Below are 21,320 nucleotides of genomic sequence, written 5' to 3' on the forward strand. Positions count from 1 at the left end.
ATTGCATAATCTGCGCCCTTTGTTACCCCAACACCCAGCTATTTGCCAGGCACGCCATAGGCAGCAAGGATATAGTCGTGCACATCGGGATCGAGTTGCTGGGCAATATAGGGCTGAAGCTGCACGGCTTTTGCAGGACTCAAAAAGTACGAAAGCAGCATGTCGGGGTCGGGCCGATCTTGTTCATCCGCAAACAGTTGGCTCAGATATACCGTGGATAAGGTATCTGCCAGTGGCCATTGATCTATAAAGTGGCCATCCATGCCCTTTTCCCACACTTCCAGTACGCGCACAATCTTCATATCAGATATCCCCTCTGGCCAGTCAGCCCAATCGGGCAATGATTGAGAATTACCCCACTCCCACAGCCTCGGCAAGCCTTTGCTACCGCGATTCGCTGCAAATGCGCCCAGCTTGCGTATGATGCGCACTTCGGCAGGTGCCAACACCATTCAAAGCCACTTCATCCGCATCTCGTGCAAGCCAATGCTTACAGCGTGCGGTGGATTTTGGATGGCGTGGTGAAACGGGAAATCGGTTAAGCCGATGCTGCCCCCGCAACGGTAAGTCTCAATGAAACACTATCCTGGCCATATCGCCAGATACCACTGCGTCTCAAACCCTTGGGCGTGGGAAGGTCGATAGGTGGAGAGACCAAGCCCGGAGACCGGCCTGCCGCTGGTGCGATTCGACGTCCACATGATCGAAGTCGCGTATTTTTTCCGCTCGCGGGGTGCGAGCGCCCACCGGAGTCCCCATGCGTTTTCTCTTTACACTCGGCGCCTTGTGCGCCACTGGCACCGCTTTGGCTGCCGAAGACACGTCCTCCATCGAAACTGTTGTTGTCACCGCCAGCCGGGTTCCGATGCCTCCACGCAATCTGGCCGTCAATCTCAGCGTGATCGACCGTCAGGACATTGAGCGCAGCAGTGCTACCTCCTTGTCCGAGCTTCTGGCGGGTCAGGCTGGTGTCACCTCCCTAAGCCTCGATTCGACAAACAACGGCAGCGTCGGCCTACGCGGTTTTGGCATCGCCGGCCCGTCCAACACCCAGATTCTGCTGAATGGTATCAAGCTGAATGAGAATGATTTATCTGGCCCACGTATCGGTCAGATTCCCCTATCCGCTGTGGAAAAGATCGAAATCGTCCGGGGCAGTGGCGCTGTTTTATATGGCAGCGGCGCTGTAGGCGGGGTCATCAATATCATTACTCGCGGCAGTCAATCAGGAGGACTGCTTGAAGCCAAAGTCGGCAGCTTTTCCACCGCTGCGCTCAACGCCCATTACCAAATTGCTGATGGCGGCAACAGCCTGAAGGCCGGCATTTACTACCTCGATAGCGACCACTGGCGCCGTAACAACCGCGAGCAGACTCGATCTGGCAACCTTGAAGGCAATCTGCAACTGGGTGCTGCCCGCGTGACAGCCAACCTCACCAGTGAACGGGAACGGTTGCGTTTACCCGGCCCGCGCAGAATAGATTCCAGCCGAAACCTTGATCAAATGGCCTCCGATCCACGAGGCACAGCCAGCCCGGATGACCACTCCTGGATCGATACCGACCGGGCACAAATCAGTGTGGATAAAAGTGTGGACAATGTGCGTCTGCTTGGGGATATCGGCTGGCGGCGCAAAACCGGATTCATCCATTATGGGGGGCAATACCCATGGAATGACCGGCGAGAAATCAGCACGCTGAGCATCAGCCCCCGTCTGGCTTGGCGACATCAGCTAGCCGGCATGTCTGGCGACCTGATCGCTGGCTTGGATATCAGCCGTGCCACCGCTGATCGCTTTGGAGGCGCCACCGACCAGCTGGATGCCAGCGGCGGCAGCGAACAGAAGACACGCGCCCTATATATCGACCAGACCACGGCAATCAGCCACCAGACCCGCCTCAATCTCGGCGTGCGACACGAACGTAGCCACCACCAAGTGCGTGGATTCACCCCTGCGGACAACACAGACTCACTCACCGCCTGGCAGGTGGGCCTGCGCCAACAACTGACCGAAGCCATCAATGCCTATGGCCGTATTGGCAAAAGCTTCCGCTTCGCCAATGCTGACGAACTGGCCGATAACGCTAACCTGCGCCCGCAAACCGGACGCGACGTGGAATTGGGTATTGAATACACGACAGCCGCCTGGTATGGACGAGCCGCCGTTTTCCAGATCAAGCTGAATGACGAGATCCACTACAACCCATTGGCTGGAACATATGGCCAGAACATCAATCTGGACCCTTCCAGCCGCCAGGGGTTGGAGCTTGAAAGCCGGTTACGGACTGGCGCCATCGATTGGCACGGCAACTACAGCTATACCCGCTCCCGCTATGATGGTGGCCGCTACGGTGCCGTTTCACTGGACGGTAACGATCTGCCACTAACGCCGCGTCACAAGTTCAATCTGAGCGTCGGCATGCCAGTAGCCGAAGGTACCCGACTGGATCTGGACTGGCAGCTGGTCAGCCGCAGCCGTCTCGACAACGACCAAGCCAATCAAGCCACCTGGCTCGCCGGCTACGGCGTAGTGGGGGTCAAACTTAGCCACCAGCGCGGTCCTTGGCAGCTTAGCCTGTCCGGCCAGAATCTGACTGACCAGCGCTATGCCAGTTATGGTGTCAAGAGCAGCTTTGGCAGCGCTTACAACGTCTATCCGAATCAAGGTCGGGCGTTTTATCTGACAGGGGCTTATCGGTTCTAAGACGTGGCGTCGCACGACAGCCACCATAGTCGCCATTCCGTCGGGCTTCGGAGCAACGCGGGAACCCATACTTGCTCGAGCAAGATACGTCTGTGAAAAGCACACTGCGCCCATCACTGGCGCAGTGTTGCTTTATTCAGACAGGGTACTCCCTCGATTTCGCAGCCATCCGGTCCGGTTGATGTGATCGCTACATCACAATCCCGGGCAACAGCGGCTAGAAGGTGTAACCCGTGTGGTGGCTGACGCCTTCCAGCTCATCCACCAGTCGCAACAACGCCCGTAATTCTGCATAACGAGCACAAGCTTTACGCAGATAGCGCATTACCAAGGGAATATCGTTGAGATATCCCGACTTGCCATCCCGATGGCAAAGGCGGGCAAAAATGCCAATCACCTTGAGCTGACGTTGCACGCCCATCCACTCGAAATCCCGATAAAACTCCGCAAAATCTGTCGGGACCGGCAATTGGGCCGCTCTGGCCTGTTCCCAGTAACGAATCACCAAATCCAGAACAAACTCTTCCGGCCATTCGATATAGGCATCTCTGAGTAGGGACACGAGGTCATAGGTGATGGGTCCGTATACCGCGTCCTGAAAGTCCAGTACGCCCGGATTCGGCTCGGTCACCATCAAATTGCGAGAGTGGAAATCGCGGTGTACATAAACCTTGGGCTGAGCCAGATTATTCGCCAGAATCAAGGCTGTAACACGATCCCAGGTTGCTTGCTGCTTATCATCAAGCGACTTGCCCAGATGCCGTGCGACATACCATTCCGGATATAGCTGAAGTTCCCGGCGCAGCAAGGCCGCATCATAAGGAGGCAAAGTATCTGCCATGCTGGCTTTCTGGATGGCAACAAGCGCACTGATTGCATCGCGATACAAAGCTTGTGCCGCCTCCGGCTTTTCTGGATGCATGGCCGCCAGGTAGGTGGTACTTCCCAAATCCGTGAGCAACAGAAAGCCTTGTTCGAGATCCTGCTGAATCACTTTGGGCACGTTGACGCAATCAAACAGGCCAGCAATACGCACAAAGGGCCGGCAATCCTCGTGCTGAGGCGGCGCATCCATGGCGATCAAGCTACGACCATCCGCAAAACTCACGCGGAAGTAACGGCGGAAACTGGCGTCGGCCGATGCCGGTGCCAAACTAAAGGGGCTATCTGGGTACAGACCAGTCAACCAGGATTCGAGCTGTTGCAGACGGAGCATGGGCTTGGATTGTCAGGGGGCGTAAAGTGTGAGATTTTACCAGCCTTTTGTTTGCAGATTCCCGCCGATGCCGCGCTTCCCCTTGGCTCCGCTCGCCGCCGCCCTGGCTGCGCTCACTCCGTCCGTTATGGCGGCCCCTACCCCCGCTTTGCCCATACAAATTGAAGCTGACAACGCTGATGGCGTCGGCCAGCGCAATGCGAATGCAAGTGGCAACGTTGTCGTCACCCAAGGCAACCAGCGCCTGCAGGCAGACTGGATGCAGTTATTTGCTGACACCGACGAGATCCAGGCGGGGGATAAGACCATCCTGGACTCGGGTCCCGATCATCTGGAGGGCGGCAAGCTCAAGCTCCACCAAGCCGACCGGACAGGCGAACTCGAACAGCCGGTTTATACAACTCGCACCCGGCGCGGCCGGGGGGATGCCCTCAAGTTACTATTCGACGGTCCCGACCGTTACAAGCTGATGCAGGCCCGCTATACCACTTGCGGACCCGGCAATGATGACTGGTTTCTGAAGGCCGGCCAGCTTGATCTCGACTACACCCGCAATATCGGCACCGCGCGCGATGGCCAGATCGAATTCAAAGGGGTTCCAATCCTCTACGCCCCGTGGCTCGACTTCAGCCTTGATGGAAGCCGGAAGAGTGGCTTGCTGACGCCGGAGCTGAAAGTCGGCGGTTCTAATGGCATTCAGCTGACAGTGCCCTATTACTGGAACATCGCCCCCAACCGGGATGCCACCTTCTCGCCGCGACTGATCACCAATCGCGGCATCATGCTCAGCAACGAATTTCGCTACCTTGAGCCGACATTTGCCGGAACCATTGAGGGCGACTACATCAACAATGATCGGCGTTATGGCGACAAGCGCTGGGCTTTCAACCTGCAACATAAGCAGGCTCTGGCCCCCGGGCTAACGGGTCTGCTGAATCTGCAAAGCGCCTCGGATGACCGCTACTTTGCCGACTTTGGCGACCGGATTGCCGTGGCATCGAAGACCTACCTGCCACGCGAAGCCGTTCTGAGCTACAACCAGCCGTGGTGGAATCTGAGCGGTCGGGTCGTTAAATTCCAAACCCTGCAGCAGGACGCGAAAAACCCGGTAGACACCCCGTACGCTCAGCTGCCTAATATTTCGCTGAATGCCTCGCCAGCACTGCCGGCGCCATTCCGGGCCAATATCAGCGGCGAGCTGGTGGCCTTCCGGCACCCGACCAAGCAAAACGGTGACCGGATGATCTTCAATCCGTCACTTTCCATGCCTCTGGCAACCTCCTACGGATTCATCACCCCCAAGCTAGGCCTGCACAGCACCAGTTATCGTCTGGATGCCAGCCAGGGAGCGAGCAGTGGCCACCAATCGCGCACGTTGCCGATCTTCAGCGTGGATGGCGGTTTGTTCTTCGATCGCGAGCTCAATTGGTTCGATACCGACCTGATCCAGTCGCTAGAACCTCGCCTTTACTATGTACGGGTACCGTATCGCGATCAGTCCAAGTTACCGAACTTCGACGCTGGTGAAGCCGATTTCAACTTCGCGCAGATGTTTTCGGAAAACCGGTTTACCGGCAACGACCGCATCAACGACGCCAATCAGTTGACGGTTGCACTGACCTCGCGTCTGTTTGAGACCTATACCGGTGCCGAGCGGCTACGATTGGCAATCGGCCAGCGTTTTTACTTTCAGAAACAGCAGGTGACATTGTCCTCACCTGCCCGCAAGGAAAACGAAAACTCCTCCGACATCATTGCCAGTATCGGGGGACAACCACTGCCCAACTGGTGGGTAGATAGTTCCTGGCAGTACAACCAGCGCGACCACCGTACCCAGAAAACCGGGCTGAATCTGCGTTATCAGCCAGAGCCTGGTCATTTGCTGAATGTGCGCTATCGCTACGATCGCGCGCCCACACCCGAGGTCAAACAAATCGACATTTCGGGCCAGTGGCCGATTGCCAAGGGCTGGTATGGCATGGCCCGCCAGAACTACTCGCTGGAAGATCGCAAAGCTTTAGAATCCCTGTTAGGCCTTGAATACAATGCAGGCTGCTGGGCGTTCCGGATGGTCGGACAACGCTTTGTAACTTCCGCTCAGGACGCGCCAACTACGTTGTTCTTCCAACTGGAATTGAACGATGTTGGCCGACTGGGTTCCAATCCGCTCGAAACGCTACGCCAGAGTATTCCTGGCTATTCCAAGCTTAACTGACCAAGACACCATGATTGCTCGTTTGCTCCTCATTGCAGCAACTGCTGCCAGCCTGTCCGCCCAAGCCGAGGTCAAGACACTTGATCGTGTCGTGGCCGTCGTCAACAAAGGGGTTATTACCGAACGCGAATTGGATGAGCGCATCACCGCCATCCGCGCAAACCTGACCCGCCAGAAGATCAACGCTCCACCGGTCGATGTCCTGCGTTCTCAAGTGCTGGAAAGGATGATCAATGAGCTGGTGCAGCTGCAGTTTGCAAACGATACTGGCCTGAAGATCGACGACGCCCAGCTGGAACGCAGCATGCAGCGCATTGCCGAAGCCAACAAGCTGACCATGCCGGAGTTTCGTACCACGCTGACCCGGCAGGGAATGTCTTACGAACAGTTCCGCGAGGAAATCCGCCGCGAGATGCTGCTGACTCGACTCAAAGAACGTGAAATCGAAAGCAAGATTTATATCACCGAGTCGGAAGTAGATGCCTTCATGAAGTCGCAGCAAGACTCGGCCGAGGCGGAAACGGAGTTCCACCTGAACCATATCCTGGTACAGGTCCCCGAGCAGGCCAAGCCTGATGAGATCGAGCGTCGGCGCAAGAAAGCTGAGTCCGCACTGGCAGAAATTGCCAAGGGCAAGCCGTTCGCCGAAGTGGCCGCCAGCCTTTCCGATGCTGCCGACGCTTTGTCCGGCGGTGACCTGGGGTGGCGAAGCGCCGGTCGCCTGCCCCCCTTGATTACCGAGGCCATCAGCAAACTCAAACCCGGCCAGAACACCCAGATTCTGAAGAGCGCCAACGGTTTTCATATCATCCGCCTGGTTGAAAAGCGGGAGCGTTCTAATCGCGAAGTCATCCAGCAGACGCATGCCCGCCACATTCTGGTCAAGGTCAATGAAGTCACCTCCGATTCCGAAGCCCGCCAGAAAATTCAGCAGCTGCGTGACCGGGCATTGAGCGGCGGCAAGTTCGATGAATTGGCCAAGCTCCATTCTGAAGATGGCAGTGCTACTAAAGGCGGCGATCTGGACTGGCTGTCGCCGGGCGATACCGTGCCGGAATTCGAAAGTGCCATGACCCAACTCAAGCCCGGCGACATCAGTGAGCCTGTGCGCACGCAGTTTGGCTGGCACCTGATTCAGGTCATCGAGCGACGTACACAAGATGTGACCGTGGAAAAAGAACGCCTGCGCGTCCGCATGGAGCTCAGGGCCCGTAAAGCCGATGAGCAACAGGAAGACTGGGTAACCCAGCTGCGTGACCGGGCATTCGTCGATGTCCGGCTGATCGAGAAATAAGCATGCCAACGCGCAGCCGCCCCGTCATTGCCATCACAGCCGGCGAGCCTGCTGGCATCGGGCCGGACTTGCTGGCCACACTGGACCCGACGCGCTACCCGGCGCGTCTGGTCCTTCTGGCAGATCAGGCGATGTTGCGGACACGCGCCCAGCAGCTCGGTGTGACGCCGCCCTGGGTGCCATATAGCGATCTGTCGCCGCCAATACCTTCGCTGGAGGTTCTTGACCTGCCATTGGCCAAACCGTGCCAGCCAGGTGTACTGGACACTGCCAATGCCGCGCAAGTCTTGCAGTTGCTGGATAGAGCCTGTGATGGCTGCCTATCCGGCGAATTTGCCGCCATGGTGACAGCACCGCTGCACAAGGGTGTCATCAATGACGCCGCGCTACTGCCACAAGGGTTTTCCGGGCACACCGAATATCTGGCAGAACGTACCCATACCCCGCAAGTCGTGATGATGCTGGCCGGGGCGGGCATGCGTGTGGCGCTGGCTACCACTCACCTGCCCTTGGCACAGGTGCCCGCAGCCATCCAGTTCGATAGCCTGATTACCACACTGCAGATCATCCATCAGGAGCTGCAGCAGAAGTTCGGCATTCCCCACCCGCGCATTCTGGTTGCCGGGTTAAACCCGCATGCCGGCGAGGGCGGGCATCTGGGCCGTGAAGAAATTGAAGTCATCTCCCCAGCCTTGGCACAGTTGCGCCAGCAGGGCATGAACCTGATCGGCCCCTTGCCGGCCGACACACTGTTCAATCCGGCACAACTGGCACAGGGCGATGCCGTGCTGGCGATGTATCACGACCAAGGCTTGCCGGTGCTCAAACACGCCAGCTTCGGTCATGGCATCAACATCACCCTGGGGCTGCCCATCATCCGCACCTCGGTGGACCACGGCACAGCTCTGGATCTCGCCGCGACAGGCCGGGCGGATGGTGGCAGCCTGCATGCGGCGATTGATCTGGCGATTGATCTCGCCAACCGAAGAAACTGACACTTTCTATTCGCCGCGCCACCATCAGCATTCGTACACTGCTATTGTCTTACCCATATGCCCGTTTCAGCCGCTTTCCGTCACGCAAATCACTGCAACCGGCTGACTTCAGAGAGCGCCATGCCTCGCGCTCCACATCCTCACCCCTGACAGGAGTTGATAGTCATGACCGCCCGCTTGCTAGGACTCACGCTAAGCCTGCTGGTATCAGGCAGTGCCTGGTCGATCAATTCGCTCAGCCTGAACAGCGACCCTTCCGACTTTGTCCTGATCGGCAAATCCCGCAACTTTACAGAGTCCTCGGGAAGCTATTCAGCTACCTCCAACAGCGTCACCTTTACGTCTGCGACCTCCTCCAGCCAAAGCTGGACGATTGAATTGTCCGGCCCGAACGGGGCGCAACTCAGTTCAGGCCCCTACTGGGGAGCGGATAGCTACACCACTCAGTCGAGTACCGTGCCGCACATCAATATCGTTGGAGAAGGCCGCAAATGCCCCAAGGCAACCGGCCGGTTCTGGATAGACCAGATCAGCTATCGCAGCGATGGTGTGATCGACAAGCTCAGCGCGCGCTTTACCCAGAGCTGCGTCGGGGGCGTTGGGTCGCTTCGGGGGGCGATTGCTTTCAATTCGGATAATCCGCCCCAGACTGAGCTGGCTATGGTCGTCTATGTGTCCGACCCCACCCAAGAAGGTCAGCAAGCGGTACTGGATGGATCGCTCGTTTTCTCGCCGAACGGCAAAATCACCTCGTACAAATGGACGCAGACCGGCGGTTCCAAGGTGACGTTGGACTCATCCACCGTCAACCCGCGTCAGGTCTTCACCGTGCCACAGGTCGATCCTGAGGGCGAAGACTTGCAGTTCCAGCTAGAAGCGACCGACGAAGCAGGGGGAACAGGCAGCATCCTTACCACGGTGCGCGGCACCAGCAAAAATGCCCGCCAGACCGGCATGATGCTGTTCGGTGCGACGGGTGAATACATCACTGGTGGCATCAATCAGTCAGCAACCCTTGCAGGCGGATACACCTTCACTCCGAAAAAGGAGGCCAGTGATAACGCAATTTTGTTTCGGATCGACAGCGCCGATAAAACAAAGTGGTGGAATCTGAGCTTTGCCGCCATCAATAAAGCGGAACTGGCCGTTGGCAGTTATGCCGGGACCGAGCGCTACCCCTTCCAGGCCAGCACCCTGCCCGGACTGGATATCAGTGGCAGTGGCCGAGGTTGCAACAAGAGCAAAGGCAGCTTCACGGTGCTGGATTACGCGGTAACCGGCGGCACAGTTGATCGTTTTGCTGCCGAGTTTGTGCAGTATTGCGATTCGGCCACCATCCCGCTGCGGGGGTATCTGTATTACAACTATCTGCCACCGAACCCGCCTGTCGCCAGCGCCGGGCCAGACCAGACGGTACGTGCCGGTGACGATGTCACCCTGACCGCCATCGACTCCAGTGACGTTGCGCCGGGAAAGATCGCCAGCTACTACTGGCGCCAACTGTCGGGCACCCCGGTGGTTCTGGTTGACAATACCACGGTCAATCCCAAGTTCATTGCACCGGGCCTGACTGCCAGCGAGACCCTGAAATTCCGGGTCAGAGTTACTGACAATCAAGGCTATACCGGCGTGGATGATGTCGAAATCACCATCAATCCAAACCCTGAAATCCCTGAAGCACCGCAATTCACGGCCCAGATTGGCGGTACGCCCGAAGCGACGGACCTCTCGGTCCGGATTCGTGTTGCGGCTGCCGATGTCAGCAAAGATGGCGCGCTGTTTGTAGCCGCCAGAGTAGGTGAGCAGATTTACGCCTTCAATGGCAACACCTGGCAGCGCTGGACATTTGGCCCCGTACCAAGCGCCAAAAGCGGCCCGCTACGCGACTCGACTTTCCCGTTGCTGCGGAACACAGACGTGCGGGGACTCTCGGGAGTCATGGTATTTGCGGGGTATGGCAGCAGCTCAGAGGATATGTTGCGCAATCGACGTTACCAACTCGTTCACACATTCCCTTGAAGCCTGGCCTAGGTTTACAGAACTGGCTTTACCGGAAAGAGGGCTCCACCGACTTTTGAACACCTATCAGCACCGAGGCGCCTGCAGGGGTAAGATCCAGAGCCGCCTCTTAAAATCAACAACAAGCCCGGCCCATTGCAGGCCGGGCGTGATTGGAGTTATCAAACATGGCAAAAATTGAATTGAGTCGCGATGGCGACGTATTCGTTCTGACATTCAACCGGCCTGCTCAGGGCAATGCGATTGATGGCGACATGCTCGATGAGCTGATGACCGCTCTCGACACTGTGGAGGACGAGCCAGGCAATGCTGCCTTGCTGCTGGTCAGCCGCGATCCGAAAAACTGGAGTGTTGGCCTTGATCTCGAATACATCCAGGCCAATGGTGGCTACGGGTTCTTGTTCCGCGAGTTTGCACCGCGTGTGGACGCGATGCTGGCAAGGCTAGCCTTGCTGCGTCGCCCGACCGTTGCAGCGATATCCGGCCACGCCTATGGTGGTGGCGCACTGATCGCCTCAGCTTGCGATTTCCGACTGATGCGCGCCGATCGAGGCCGTTTCTGTTTTCCTGAGGTGGATTTGAAGCTGGCCTTCACGCCAACCATGCTGGCAACCGTGCAACTGCTGCCAGCCCCGGCGGCAGCCTGGGAACTAGCCATGACGGGTCGTGCTGTAGGAGGGGAAGAAGCCGCCGCAATGGGGATTGTCAGCTCGGCGCACAGCGAAGAGGCGCTGGAGCCCAAGGCGATGGAACTGGCACGCAGCCTGGCCAGCAAGGACGCCCAGACCTACGCCACCATCAAGCTGGACTGGCGGGTGAAATTTGCGCAAGCGACAACCGCTGCCGATTCAGCCGTACCACTGGCAGCCACCTCCATCACTAGCGCCCGCTGATCTCATCCTCAACAGCGCTTTGCCAAAAACAAACGCCGGGAGCCTTGCCCCGGCGTTTTTTCTGGTAGCCCAAGCATGTTCCCAGCCTAGGCTCTGTTGCCATTTCATTTCCAGCGCGCCCGAAAGCGTGTCAACAGCGCCCAGGTTCTGTTGACGTAAGGTTTACAGATCGCATTTCGTCGGAAAATGGCCTGGAACAAGGCGCAGAACGCGCCGCATAGTCATTCTATGCAAGCGTTCTGCAACACAGGACCAGGCCATTTTCCGGTGAAACCCTGCGGGCTGGGTCGATTTTTGGGGCAGTATGTCGTTAGGGTTCGCTTATTTAGCTCGCTAAACCGCGCTTACCCTGCCCAGCCCTGCCCCAAAACTCGGCCCGGCGCGACTGTAAACCTTACGTCAACAGAACCTAGCGCCCGATAATCGCCAAAGGCGTCATGAACGCCGCCTGCAAGTGGCTACCTGCAGCCTTGGCATCGGCCTCTGAGGCCAGATTGGTCAGCTGCACCGAATACTTGCCCTTGCCGTGACCCGTTCTGATTTTCACCGCATATCCCCCATCACGCAGCTGGTCGTACAGTGATAACGCCTCGGCCTGCTTGCTATACCGGCCCAGAATCACTCGCCAGCGCCCCTCGTGACTCCCCGCCCCGTTACCTGCCTGGATTTCCGTTTCGGCAGCCCACTCCTTCAACTTGTCCTGTGGTACGCCCGAAACCGGCTTTGGGGCTTGCCCTTTGTCTGCCACATAAAATGTCAGCGGCTCCGTCATTTCCAGCGGCTGTGCCTGGGGATGCTTGACCTGGATCTTGCCTTCGAGCAAACAGACCAGGTCTTTCTCGTTATTTGACTTGCCCCAGATATCGGTTCCTCGGATACCCGCAGTGATCGTAGCAATCTGAATATCCACTTCGCGTCGTCGCGGTTTGGATAATAGCCCTGTGGTAAAGCGGAAAGCCCCCGTCACGACGTTCAGCGCCGCCTTGAAGGGCGATGACTGTCCATCGGCATTGCTGAGCGTATCAAGCCGCAAAACAGCGTTTTCACCGAGTTTGACCGTACTACCTTCCGGCAGCTGCAGCAAAAGTCGTGCGCCAGTGCCCGTAGACACAATATCGTTGCTATCCAGCGAAGTGCCTGCAGCCAGCGGACGCTTGACGCCGCCGCGCTCCAGCCAAGCCGGCATCTGCACACTGGCAACAAAGGTTTCTAGCGGCTTGGCCAGGGCACTGGAACCTAGACCTAGCGCCAGTAAAACGGCGATGATTGACGTTCGCTTCATATAGATTCTCCTAAGAGCCACAAGGAAGACACCGCCATCAGAATCCAGCCGGGCATTCGATTGCGACAACGGAAGCATGGAACATGCAAGACCCGTTTTCATGGCTTTTTCAGACGCATAGTGGCCATATACATCGAAAAGCCCGCAAAATTGGGCACACTCCTCATGCATTCCGCCCGCGAATCTACAGACCAGCAACCCCTGGAAGGCGCGCCTATGCATGTGTCGGTTATAATTCTTACTTTTGATGAATGCGAGGACGGTATTAGTTACCTACCCTGGCATGCCTCACACAGTCTGATTCACCAGCATTGAACCCAACAGGAAGATGGCCATGCACGACCACTACCGTCCCGCCGATGTCGAAGCCGCCGCTCAAGAGAGCTGGCAGGCACGCGACGCCTATCGAGTCGTTGAAGACAAACAGAAACCCAAGTACTACGCCTGTTCGATGCTGCCTTACCCATCCGGCAAGCTACATATGGGCCATGTACGTAACTACACCATCAACGACATGCTGGCCCGCCACCTGCGGATGAAGGGTTTCAATGTGCTGATGCCGATGGGCTGGGATGCTTTCGGCCTGCCGGCCGAAAACGCCGCGATTGCCTATGGCAAGCCACCTGCCGAGTGGACCTACGCCAATATCGACGATATGAAGTCGCAGATGCAGCCTTTGGGGTTGGCCTTCGACTGGTCCCGCGAGGTCGCCACTTGTGACCCGGACTACTACAAGTGGAACCAGTGGTTCTTCTTGAAAATGCTGGAAAAAGGTGTTGCCTACAAGAAAACCCAGATTGTGAACTGGGATCCGATTGACCAGACCGTTCTGGCCAACGAACAAGTGGTAGATGGTCGCGGTTGGCGCTCTGGCGCTCTGGTCGAGAAGCGCGAAATCCCGGGTTACTACTTTGGTATCACCCAGTATGCCGAAGAGCTGCTGGCCGACATCGACAAGCTCGAAGGTTGGCCGGATATGGTTCGCGCCATGCAGCGCAACTGGATCGGCAAGAGCGAAGGCGTGCGCTTTGCCTTTGACCACAGGATTTTGGCGGCGGACGGCAGCCCGATCAACGATGGCAAGCTGTGGGTGTTCACCACGCGGGCCGACACCATCATGGGCGTGACCTTCTGCGCCGTGGCCGCCGAACACCCGCTGGCCACCCGCGCTGCCGAGCTGAAACCAGAATTGGTTACCTTCATCGAGGAGTGCAAGAAGGGCGGTACTACCGAGGCTGAACTGGCCACCCAAGACAAAAAGGGCATGGCAACCGGCCTGTTCGTGGTCCACCCCCTGACCGGCGAGCAAGTAGAAGTCTGGATCGGCAACTATGTGCTGATGGGCTATGGCGATGGCGCAGTCATGGGTGTACCGGCACATGATGAGCGTGACTTTGCCTTCGCCAACAAGTACGGCATCGCCATCAAGCAAGTCATCGCCGTCGATGGCGCAAGCTTCGACAGCACAACCTGGGCTGAATGGTATGGCGACAAGACGCAGGGCAAGACCATCAACTCAGGCAAATACGATGGCTTGAACTATAAAGCTGCGGTTGATGCCATCGCCGCCGATCTCGCGGCTAAAAGCATTGGCGAGAAAAAAACCACCTGGCGTCTGCGCGACTGGGGTATTTCTCGCCAGCGCTATTGGGGTACACCGATTCCGATTATCCATTGCGAATGCTGTGGTGACGTTCCCGTGCCCTACCAGGACCTGCCGGTTGTTCTGCCGACGGACTGCATCCCTGATGGCAGCGGCAATCCCCTGAAGCATCGCCCTGACTTCCTCAATGTCGATTGCCCCAAGTGTGGCAAACCCGCCCAGCGCGAAACCGACACCATGGATACCTTCGTCGATTCCAGCTGGTATTTCATGCGCTATTGTGACCCCAACAATGCAGAAGCGATGGTAAGCGACGGGACCGAATACTGGATGGCTGGCGGTATGGACCAGTACATCGGCGGGATTGAGCACGCGGTATTGCACCTCTTGTATGCCCGTTTCTGGACCAAGGCCATGCGCGATGCTGGCATGGTCAAGATCGACGAACCGTTCAAGAACCTGTTCACCCAAGGCATGCTGCTGCGTGACTGCTACTACCGTCTGAAGGAAGACGGCGTATCCAAGCGCTGGTTCTACCCGAGCGAAGTGGAAGTTACCCATGACGACAAAGGTCGCCCCATCAGCGCGATTGCCAAGGAAGATGGGTTACCGGTCATCATGGGCGGCATCGAGAAGATGTCGAAATCCAAGAACAACGTGGTAGAACCCAAAGAGATCATCGCCCGCTTTGGTGCCGATACGGCTCGCCTGTTTACGATGTTCGCCGGGCCGCCTGATCAGAGTGCAGCCTGGAGCGACAGCGGTGCCGAAGGAGCATATCGCTACCTGCGCCGCCTGTGGGCCTTCGCGCACAAGCACGCCGAAGCCATCCGGTCGGCCAGCGGTGTTGGCGAGCTCGACAAGGACGCCAAGGCACTGCGATTCGAGGTTCACAACACGCTCAAGCAGATCAATGCCGATTACGAACGGCTACAGTTCAATACCGTGGTATCCGGCGCCATGAAGCTCCTGAATGCGCTGGATGACTTCAAGGGTGAGGCGCCAGCGGTGTTGCGTGAAGGCTTTGGCATCCTGCTGCGCACGCTCTATCCTGCCAGCCCACATATCTGCTACGAATTGTGGAAGGAACTGGGCTACGACAAGCAGTTTGGCGATCTGCTCGACACTGCTTGGCCAGAGCCTGCCGCCGAGGCCCTGACTCAGGACGAGATCAAGCTGATGGTGCAGATCAATGGCAAGCTGCGCGGTGAAATCCATGTCCCGGCCGCTGCCGACCGCGCCGAAATCGAGAAGCTGGCCATCGCCAACAGCAATGTCCAGAAATTCCTGGAGGGCCAGTCGATCAAGAAAGTCGTGGTCGTTCCAGGGCGTCTGATCAACATTGTTGCTTCAGCCTGATCGGTTCGACACACTCACCAGCCCGGTTCGCCGGGCTGTTTTTCAACCAGGCTGGCAACAGCCAGCCAAGAACCGCCCCCATCGTCAATGCGCCTTTTCGTTTGTCTGCTCGCTGTCCTGCTCGCCGGATGTGGCTTCCATCTACGTGGCCTCAATGCCAGCCAACCCCTGGCCTTCAGCACGCTTTACCTCAATCCAGCCAATCCGGCCTTGTCAGATATCCTGCGCCAGTCCTTAATGCTGCAGCCCAATCTGAAGCTGGCTCCTGCCGCGCAGGGTGCCGATGCCGAACTGCGGATCGAATCCGAATCGATCGAAGAACAGGTGCTGACGGTCAACCGCTCCGGACGTGTGGCCGAGTACCAGCTAACCTACCGCACCAGCTTCAGTCTGCGCAGCGGTGAGCGTAGTCTGATAGCCCCGTCCAGCCTGATCGTGCGCCGTGACCTGTCTTTTGATGAAACCAAAGTGCTGTCGAAAGAAGCCGAAAAGGCCGTGTTGATCCGCGACATGCGGAACGATGCAGCCCAGCAGATCCTGCGACGTCTGGCTGCCGTTCGACCATGAACCTGCGCCCCGCAGAACTGCCGGGTAGGCTAAAGACTAGTCTGGCCCCGATTTATCTGGTGCATGGCGAAGAAACACTGATCGCACTCGAAGCTATCGAGGCGATTCGTGCCGCCGCCAGACTCAATGGCTATACCGAGCGCGACGTTCTGACGGTTGAGCCTGGCTTCAGCTGGTCACACCTGGCCATGGCAGCCAATGCGGGTTCCTTATTTGCCGATCGCAAGATACTGGAACTGCGCATCCCCAACGGAAAGCCCGGCACCGAGGGTAGCGAAGCGCTATGCCGCTATGCGGCCGACCCACCTCCAGACACCCTGCTGGTAATCAGCCTGCCCAAACTCGACAAGACGCAGACCAGTTCAAAATGGTTCACAGCCCTGTCCGAAGCCGGCGTCACCCTCGCCGCCCAGACGATTGATCGCCACGGTCTGCCCGCCTGGATTACCGAGCGGTTGCACCGACAGTCACAACAGCTGGATGCTGAAGCGCTGGAATTTCTGGTTGAAAGAGTAGAAGGCAATCTGCTGGCAGCCCGACAGGAAATCGACAAGCTGGCCCTGCTTCATCCTCCCGGCAAGCTGGATCTCGCTGCGGTACGCTCGGCAATCGCCAATGTCGCCCGCTACGATGTGTTTCAGCTGGGCGAAGCCATGTTGGCGGGAGACCCTTTGCGTTATGCAAGAATGCTCGAAGGCTTGAAAGCCGAAGGCGAGGCGCCCAATCTGGTGCTATGGGCCATTACCGAAGAGGCCCGCAATCTATTGAAGATTGGCCAAGGTCGGGCGCGTGGCGTCGCAATGCCCCAGTTGCTGCGTGAGTGTCGTATCTGGGGCGACAAGCAAAAATTGATTGAACCCGCACTGTCGCGACTGAAAGCCAGCCAGCTGAAAGCCGCCTTGGCTCACGCTGCACGCATTGACCGGCTGGTCAAAGGCGTCGGTCACGGCGACGTCTGGGATGAACTGCTCAACCTGGGTTTACGTCTCGTCAAACCTGGTCTGGTAAGCAACTGACCACTACAGCAAGGGGTGCCTGTCGTGATTAACACGATCTCAGGCCCCTGCAAGTACGCTGCAGCGGAGTAGGTGTTGTGCCATCTCGCCACAGGGCGACCGAATTCAAAATCATCATGGACTCACCATGAAAGAGCACATCCTTATCAATGTCACCCCGCAGGAAACCCGAGTAGCCGTTACCGAAGAAGGAGTTGTTCAGGAAATACACATCGAGCGCACCGCAGCTCGCGGCATCGTTGGCAACATTTATCTGGGCGTCGTCAAGCGCGTGCTGCCCGGCATGCAGTCAGCCTTCATCGAAATCGGCTTGGAGCGTGCTGCCTTCCTGCACATTGCCGACGTCATCGAACAACGCCAGCACCCAAGCGAACCCCAACGCATTGAACGTCTGATGTTTGAAGGCCAGACGACGATGGTACAGGTCATCAAAGATCCCATCGGCAGCAAGGGCGCCCGCCTATCCACACAGATCAGCATTGCCGGCCGTTTTCTGGTTTTCCTGCCACAAGAACACCATATCGGTATCTCGCAACGGATTGAGGATGGCGAAGAGCGTGAACACTTGCGCGATCGCCTGCGCAGCCTGCTGCCCGAAAACGGCCTGCAGCACGGCTATATCATCCGCACCTCGGCCGAGCACGCCACCGATGACGAGCTAAGAGCCGACGTCGAATACCTGAACCTGATCTGGGCCGATATCAAGCACAAGTCACAGACCATGCCTCCGGCCTCCTTGCTGTTTCAGGATCTATCCCTGCCCTTGCGGGTTTTGCGTGACATCGTCACCGACCAAACCACCCGGGTCATTGTCGATTCCCGCGAAACCTTTGTGCGCATGAGCGATTTTGCCGAACAGTTTGTCGCTGACGTACTGCCGAGGGTAGAACACTATCTGGGCGAGCGTCCTCTGTTTGAGCTGCACGGCGTAGAGGTGGAAATTGAACGTGCCTTGGCACGACGAGTAAACCTGAAATTCGGCGGCTACCTGATCATTGATCAGACCGAAGCCATGACGACCATAGACGTCAATACAGGCGGCTTTGTCGGGACACGCTCCTTCGACGACACCATTTTCAAAACCAATCTGGAAGCCACACAGGTTATCGCCCGCCAACTCAGGCTGCGTAATCTTGGTGGCATCATCATTGTCGATTTCATCGACATGGACAACGAAGAGCACAAGCTCGCGGTCCTGACCGAGCTGCAGAAAGCTTTGGCCAAAGATCGTACCAAAGTCACCGTTTCGGGCTTTACCAGCCTGGGTCTGGTGGAAATCACCCGCAAGCGGACTCGTGAGAGCTTGGCGCACGTCCTGTGCGAACCCTGCCCCATCTGCCAGGGGCGCGGCGAGATCAAGACTGCGCAGACGGTGTGCTACGAGATTCTGCGTGAAATCCTGCGTGAGGCCCGCCAGTTCAACGCCAAGGAATACCGGATCCTGGCCGCCCAATCCGTCATCGAAATGTTTCTGGATGAAGAATCAGCCAGCCTGGCCATGCTTGCCGACTTCATCGCCAAACCCATTTCACTGCAAGTAGAAACGCAATACACGCAGGAACAATTTGACGTGGTATTGGTGTAAACACAGACCCCTGTCCCGTTCCAGACAAGATCAGGCGCCCCGGCATTGCTCAGCAACCGGGGCGTTATTCGTTTTGCATATCCCGCATGCCACCCTATAATCGCCACCTCTTTGGATTGTCAATCATTAGGCTCTTTTGACATTTTGTTTCCCATTGCGCGGTGTTTCGTCGGGAAACGGTCTGGCTCTGCGTTGCAAAACGCCTGCACAGAATGACTATGCAGCGCGCTCTGCGCCTTGTTCCAGACCGTTTTCCGACAAAACGCGATCTGGAAATAAAATATCAACAGCACCTACAACCATCGCCTAGATTTAGGTTCTGTTGACGTTAGGTTTGCCGTCACACCGGGTCAAGATTTGGCGCGGGGCTATACCCGCAAGGAATAGGCCGTGGATGGTAAGGGGCTAAAGCCCCAACCACCTCGCACGGCAGGGTAAGCGCGGTTTGGCGAGCGAAATAAGCGAACCCAAACGACGCCCTACCCCAAGAATCGACCCGGAGCGACTGCAAACCTAACGTCAACAGAACCTAAGACACTGCGCGCAAAACCTAATCCGTTTTTGCATAGGAATAGTCAACAATGAGCAAACAGATCATTCAAGGTGCGATTGCCACCGCACTTGGCCTCTTCATGGCCAGCCCTACACTAGCTGCAGAAGCCCACAATCCCCGCAATGTCCGGTTTGTCATGCAAACCGGGCTCACCTACGGTGGTGACCAGCTGGCAGAAGCGCAGTACACCAATGGCGGCAGCACCGAAACACGCGCTGGCAGCCTGGTGCAACTCGGGGCTGGCGTGGTCTACCAACCCACCTCCATGCCGCTGGCCCTGCAGCTCACCATGAACTACCACATCGACAACTCGGTTGCCTCCAATGGCGATATGAGCTTCAAGCGCATCCCGATCGAGGCAACCCTGTTCTACACCGGCGTTGAAAAATGGCGTTTTGGCCTGGGTGCCCGCTATGTACGTTCACCAAGCTTCTCGCTCGACTATCGCGGTACCGTGGATATCGACTACGAAGACACCGTAGGCTTATTGCTGGAAGCTGGCTACAAGGTCAGCGACAACTGGTGGCTATCCGGCCGTTTTGTTTCAGAGAAATTCAAACCGAAAATGTACAAGCGAGATGGCCGCGAACAGCGGGTGCAGGATGCCAAGGAAATTGACGGCACGCATGGCGGCCTATTCGTTACTGGGGCATTTTAAATATCAGAGCCTTGACTGCCCCCTCGCAGCCTACTCATCGCCCCTGATTCAAACAGAAACGCTCGATCTATATTACGTTGAGCGGTAATACTGGCGGTTGATGATATTTCATTACAACAGGGAGAGAGAGAGATGCTGAAGAGAGAGGGAGCTCGGTTTCAGGGAAGGGTGTCTATCGGGTGCTTTGCGTTATTCATGTCAACACTGGCTCAGGCTGCTACTTATACGGTGACCAATTCCAATGATAGTGGTAGTGGGTCGTTGCGTGATGTACTGGCTAGCATTCCTGCTGGGGCGGGAGGCGGGACGATCCGGTTCCAGCTGCCTGCCCATAACCGCACCATTTGGCTGACAAGTGGTCCCCTTCATATTGATAGATCGATTGCAATCGATGGTGGCATCAAAGGTGTGATATTGCATGCCAATCGCCTTAGTCATGTACTAGATGTTGCAGTGGATAAAGCGGTTACATTGGCGAGGTTGACGGTAACTGGTGGTTTTATCGGGAGTGGCAAAATTGGCGGGGCAGGTATTCGCAATTACGGGCGACTGACACTCAACCGAGTTGAGGTCAGAAATAACCTGATCCAAACCGGCAATCTGATGGATCAGGGTGCGGGCGGCGCGGGTATTCTAAATGCGCAAGGGGCGTGGTTGTCTATCTCAGGCAGTACGATTGAAGATAATGCTTCTGGAACACAAGCGACCAACCATGGGGGATCAGGTGGCGGCATTTACAATGCAGGTAGCCTGATGATCCAGTCCAGCAGCCTGATCAATAACTCAACATCATGCTATTTGTGTTACGGCGGTGCCATTGCAAATACGGGAACCGCAACGATCTTGAATGCGACAATTGCCAACAATTCTGCCCAAGGGTTTTATGGTATGGGAGGGGGTATCCATAACAGCGGATCGCTGAGTCTGGCGTACAGTACCTTCAAGGGGAATGACTCAGTTGACACCGGTAATGCAATCTTCTCGAGCACGCGCGGGGGTGGTGGGCCTTCGCAACTTACCTTGACACATACGGTGATCGACCAGATGCCGGAGTCAATGGGCGGGCCTGCCTGTGCGGTGCGTAGTGGGGCACTACTTACTGATCAGGGCTATAACTTTGTCAGTGATGGCACATGCATTACTGCTTCAACCAGCCAGAAAGGCGATCCAAAGTTAGGGATGCTGTCAGACACGGGAGGAGGCATGCTGACGATTACTCCACAGGCAGATAGCCCGTTGATTAACGGCGGTCAGGCCAATTGTCAAGCGAAATGGGATCAGCGGGGCAAGCCCCGTGCGGTCGGCGGGCGCTGTGATATTGGCGCGGTAGAAGTGCAATTGTTCAATCAATAACCAAGGTT

15 protein-coding genes and 1 riboswitch are annotated in these 21,320 nt (G+C 57.0%); of the genes, 12 read left to right on the forward strand and 3 right to left on the reverse strand.

Annotated features, from left to right (window positions below; translation table 11 throughout):
• Window positions 1–38 precede the first annotated feature (38 nt).
• The gene (locus tag PZA18_RS00305) at window positions 39–452 is read right to left on the reverse strand and encodes a hypothetical protein (RefSeq protein WP_284098773.1); all 414 of its coding nucleotides are present in this window, start codon (window positions 450–452) and stop codon (window positions 39–41) included.
• Between the two features lie 31 nt (window positions 453–483).
• Window positions 484–690: riboswitch (cobalamin riboswitch) on the forward strand.
• A gap of 67 nt (window positions 691–757) precedes the next feature.
• Between PZA18_RS00305 and PZA18_RS00310 the strand changes: the two genes are divergently transcribed.
• Window positions 758–2,704 (forward strand): TonB-dependent receptor, encoded by a 1,947-nt coding sequence (locus PZA18_RS00310; protein WP_284098774.1) that lies wholly within the window; start codon window positions 758–760, stop codon window positions 2,702–2,704.
• Window positions 2,705–2,921: 217 nt separating this feature from the next.
• Here the strand turns inward: PZA18_RS00310 and PZA18_RS00315 are convergent, their stop codons facing one another.
• Window positions 2,922–3,920 (reverse strand): aminoglycoside phosphotransferase family protein, encoded by a 999-nt coding sequence (locus tag PZA18_RS00315; protein ID WP_284098775.1) that lies wholly within the window; start codon window positions 3,918–3,920, stop codon window positions 2,922–2,924.
• A 67-nt stretch (window positions 3,921–3,987) separates the two neighbouring features.
• On the opposite strand from PZA18_RS00315, the gene PZA18_RS00320 reads away from it, so the two are divergent.
• The 5 genes from PZA18_RS00320 (at window position 3,988) to PZA18_RS00340 (ending at window position 11,336) form a co-directional block, all read left to right on the forward strand.
• Window positions 3,988–6,135 (forward strand): LPS-assembly protein LptD, encoded by a 2,148-nt coding sequence (locus PZA18_RS00320; RefSeq protein WP_284098776.1) that lies wholly within the window; start codon window positions 3,988–3,990, stop codon window positions 6,133–6,135.
• Window positions 6,136–6,145: 10 nt separating this feature from the next.
• Window positions 6,146–7,429, forward strand: coding sequence for a peptidylprolyl isomerase (locus PZA18_RS00325; protein WP_284098777.1), 1,284 nt, complete (start codon window positions 6,146–6,148; stop codon window positions 7,427–7,429).
• A gap of 2 nt (window positions 7,430–7,431) precedes the next feature.
• A complete protein-coding gene (gene pdxA, locus PZA18_RS00330; protein WP_284098778.1) occupies window positions 7,432–8,424 on the forward strand; it encodes a 4-hydroxythreonine-4-phosphate dehydrogenase PdxA in 993 nt (330 codons plus the stop codon).
• A 165-nt stretch (window positions 8,425–8,589) separates the two neighbouring features.
• Window positions 8,590–10,443, forward strand: coding sequence for a PKD domain-containing protein (locus PZA18_RS00335; protein ID WP_284098779.1), 1,854 nt, complete (start codon window positions 8,590–8,592; stop codon window positions 10,441–10,443).
• Window positions 10,444–10,610: 167 nt separating this feature from the next.
• Window positions 10,611–11,336: an enoyl-CoA hydratase/isomerase family protein gene (locus PZA18_RS00340; RefSeq protein ID WP_284098780.1), complete on the forward strand. Its 726-nt coding sequence runs from the start codon at window positions 10,611–10,613 to the stop codon at window positions 11,334–11,336.
• 409 nt (window positions 11,337–11,745) lie between these two features.
• Here the strand turns inward: PZA18_RS00340 and PZA18_RS00345 are convergent, their stop codons facing one another.
• Window positions 11,746–12,618: an SPOR domain-containing protein gene (locus PZA18_RS00345; RefSeq protein ID WP_284098781.1), complete on the reverse strand. Its 873-nt coding sequence runs from the start codon at window positions 12,616–12,618 to the stop codon at window positions 11,746–11,748.
• 334 nt (window positions 12,619–12,952) lie between these two features.
• On the opposite strand from PZA18_RS00345, the gene leuS reads away from it, so the two are divergent.
• The 6 genes from leuS (at window position 12,953) to PZA18_RS00375 (ending at window position 21,312) form a co-directional block, all read left to right on the forward strand.
• Window positions 12,953–15,580: a leucine--tRNA ligase gene (gene leuS, locus PZA18_RS00350; RefSeq protein ID WP_284098782.1), complete on the forward strand. Its 2,628-nt coding sequence runs from the start codon at window positions 12,953–12,955 to the stop codon at window positions 15,578–15,580.
• A gap of 87 nt (window positions 15,581–15,667) precedes the next feature.
• Complete coding sequence (locus PZA18_RS00355) at window positions 15,668–16,147, forward strand: LPS-assembly lipoprotein LptE (protein WP_284098783.1); 480 nt, start codon at window positions 15,668–15,670, stop codon at window positions 16,145–16,147.
• A complete protein-coding gene (gene holA, locus PZA18_RS00360; protein WP_284098784.1) occupies window positions 16,144–17,163 on the forward strand; it encodes a DNA polymerase III subunit delta in 1,020 nt (339 codons plus the stop codon). The genes PZA18_RS00355 and holA overlap by 4 nt, the downstream gene beginning before the upstream one ends.
• Before the next feature lie 127 nt (window positions 17,164–17,290).
• Window positions 17,291–18,748, forward strand: a complete 1,458-nt coding sequence (gene rng, locus PZA18_RS00365; RefSeq protein WP_284098785.1) for a ribonuclease G — start codon at window positions 17,291–17,293, stop codon at window positions 18,746–18,748.
• A gap of 581 nt (window positions 18,749–19,329) precedes the next feature.
• Window positions 19,330–19,959, forward strand: coding sequence for a hypothetical protein (locus PZA18_RS00370; RefSeq protein ID WP_284098786.1), 630 nt, complete (start codon window positions 19,330–19,332; stop codon window positions 19,957–19,959).
• 195 nt (window positions 19,960–20,154) lie between these two features.
• Entirely contained in the window at window positions 20,155–21,312 is a 1,158-nt protein-coding gene (locus PZA18_RS00375) for a choice-of-anchor Q domain-containing protein (protein WP_284098787.1), read from the forward strand.
• Window positions 21,313–21,320 lie beyond the last annotated feature (8 nt).

The sequence above is a fragment of the Parachitinimonas caeni genome, from assembly GCF_030129945.1.
GTDB classification, from domain to species: domain Bacteria; phylum Pseudomonadota; class Gammaproteobacteria; order Burkholderiales; family Chitinimonadaceae; genus Parachitinimonas; species Parachitinimonas caeni.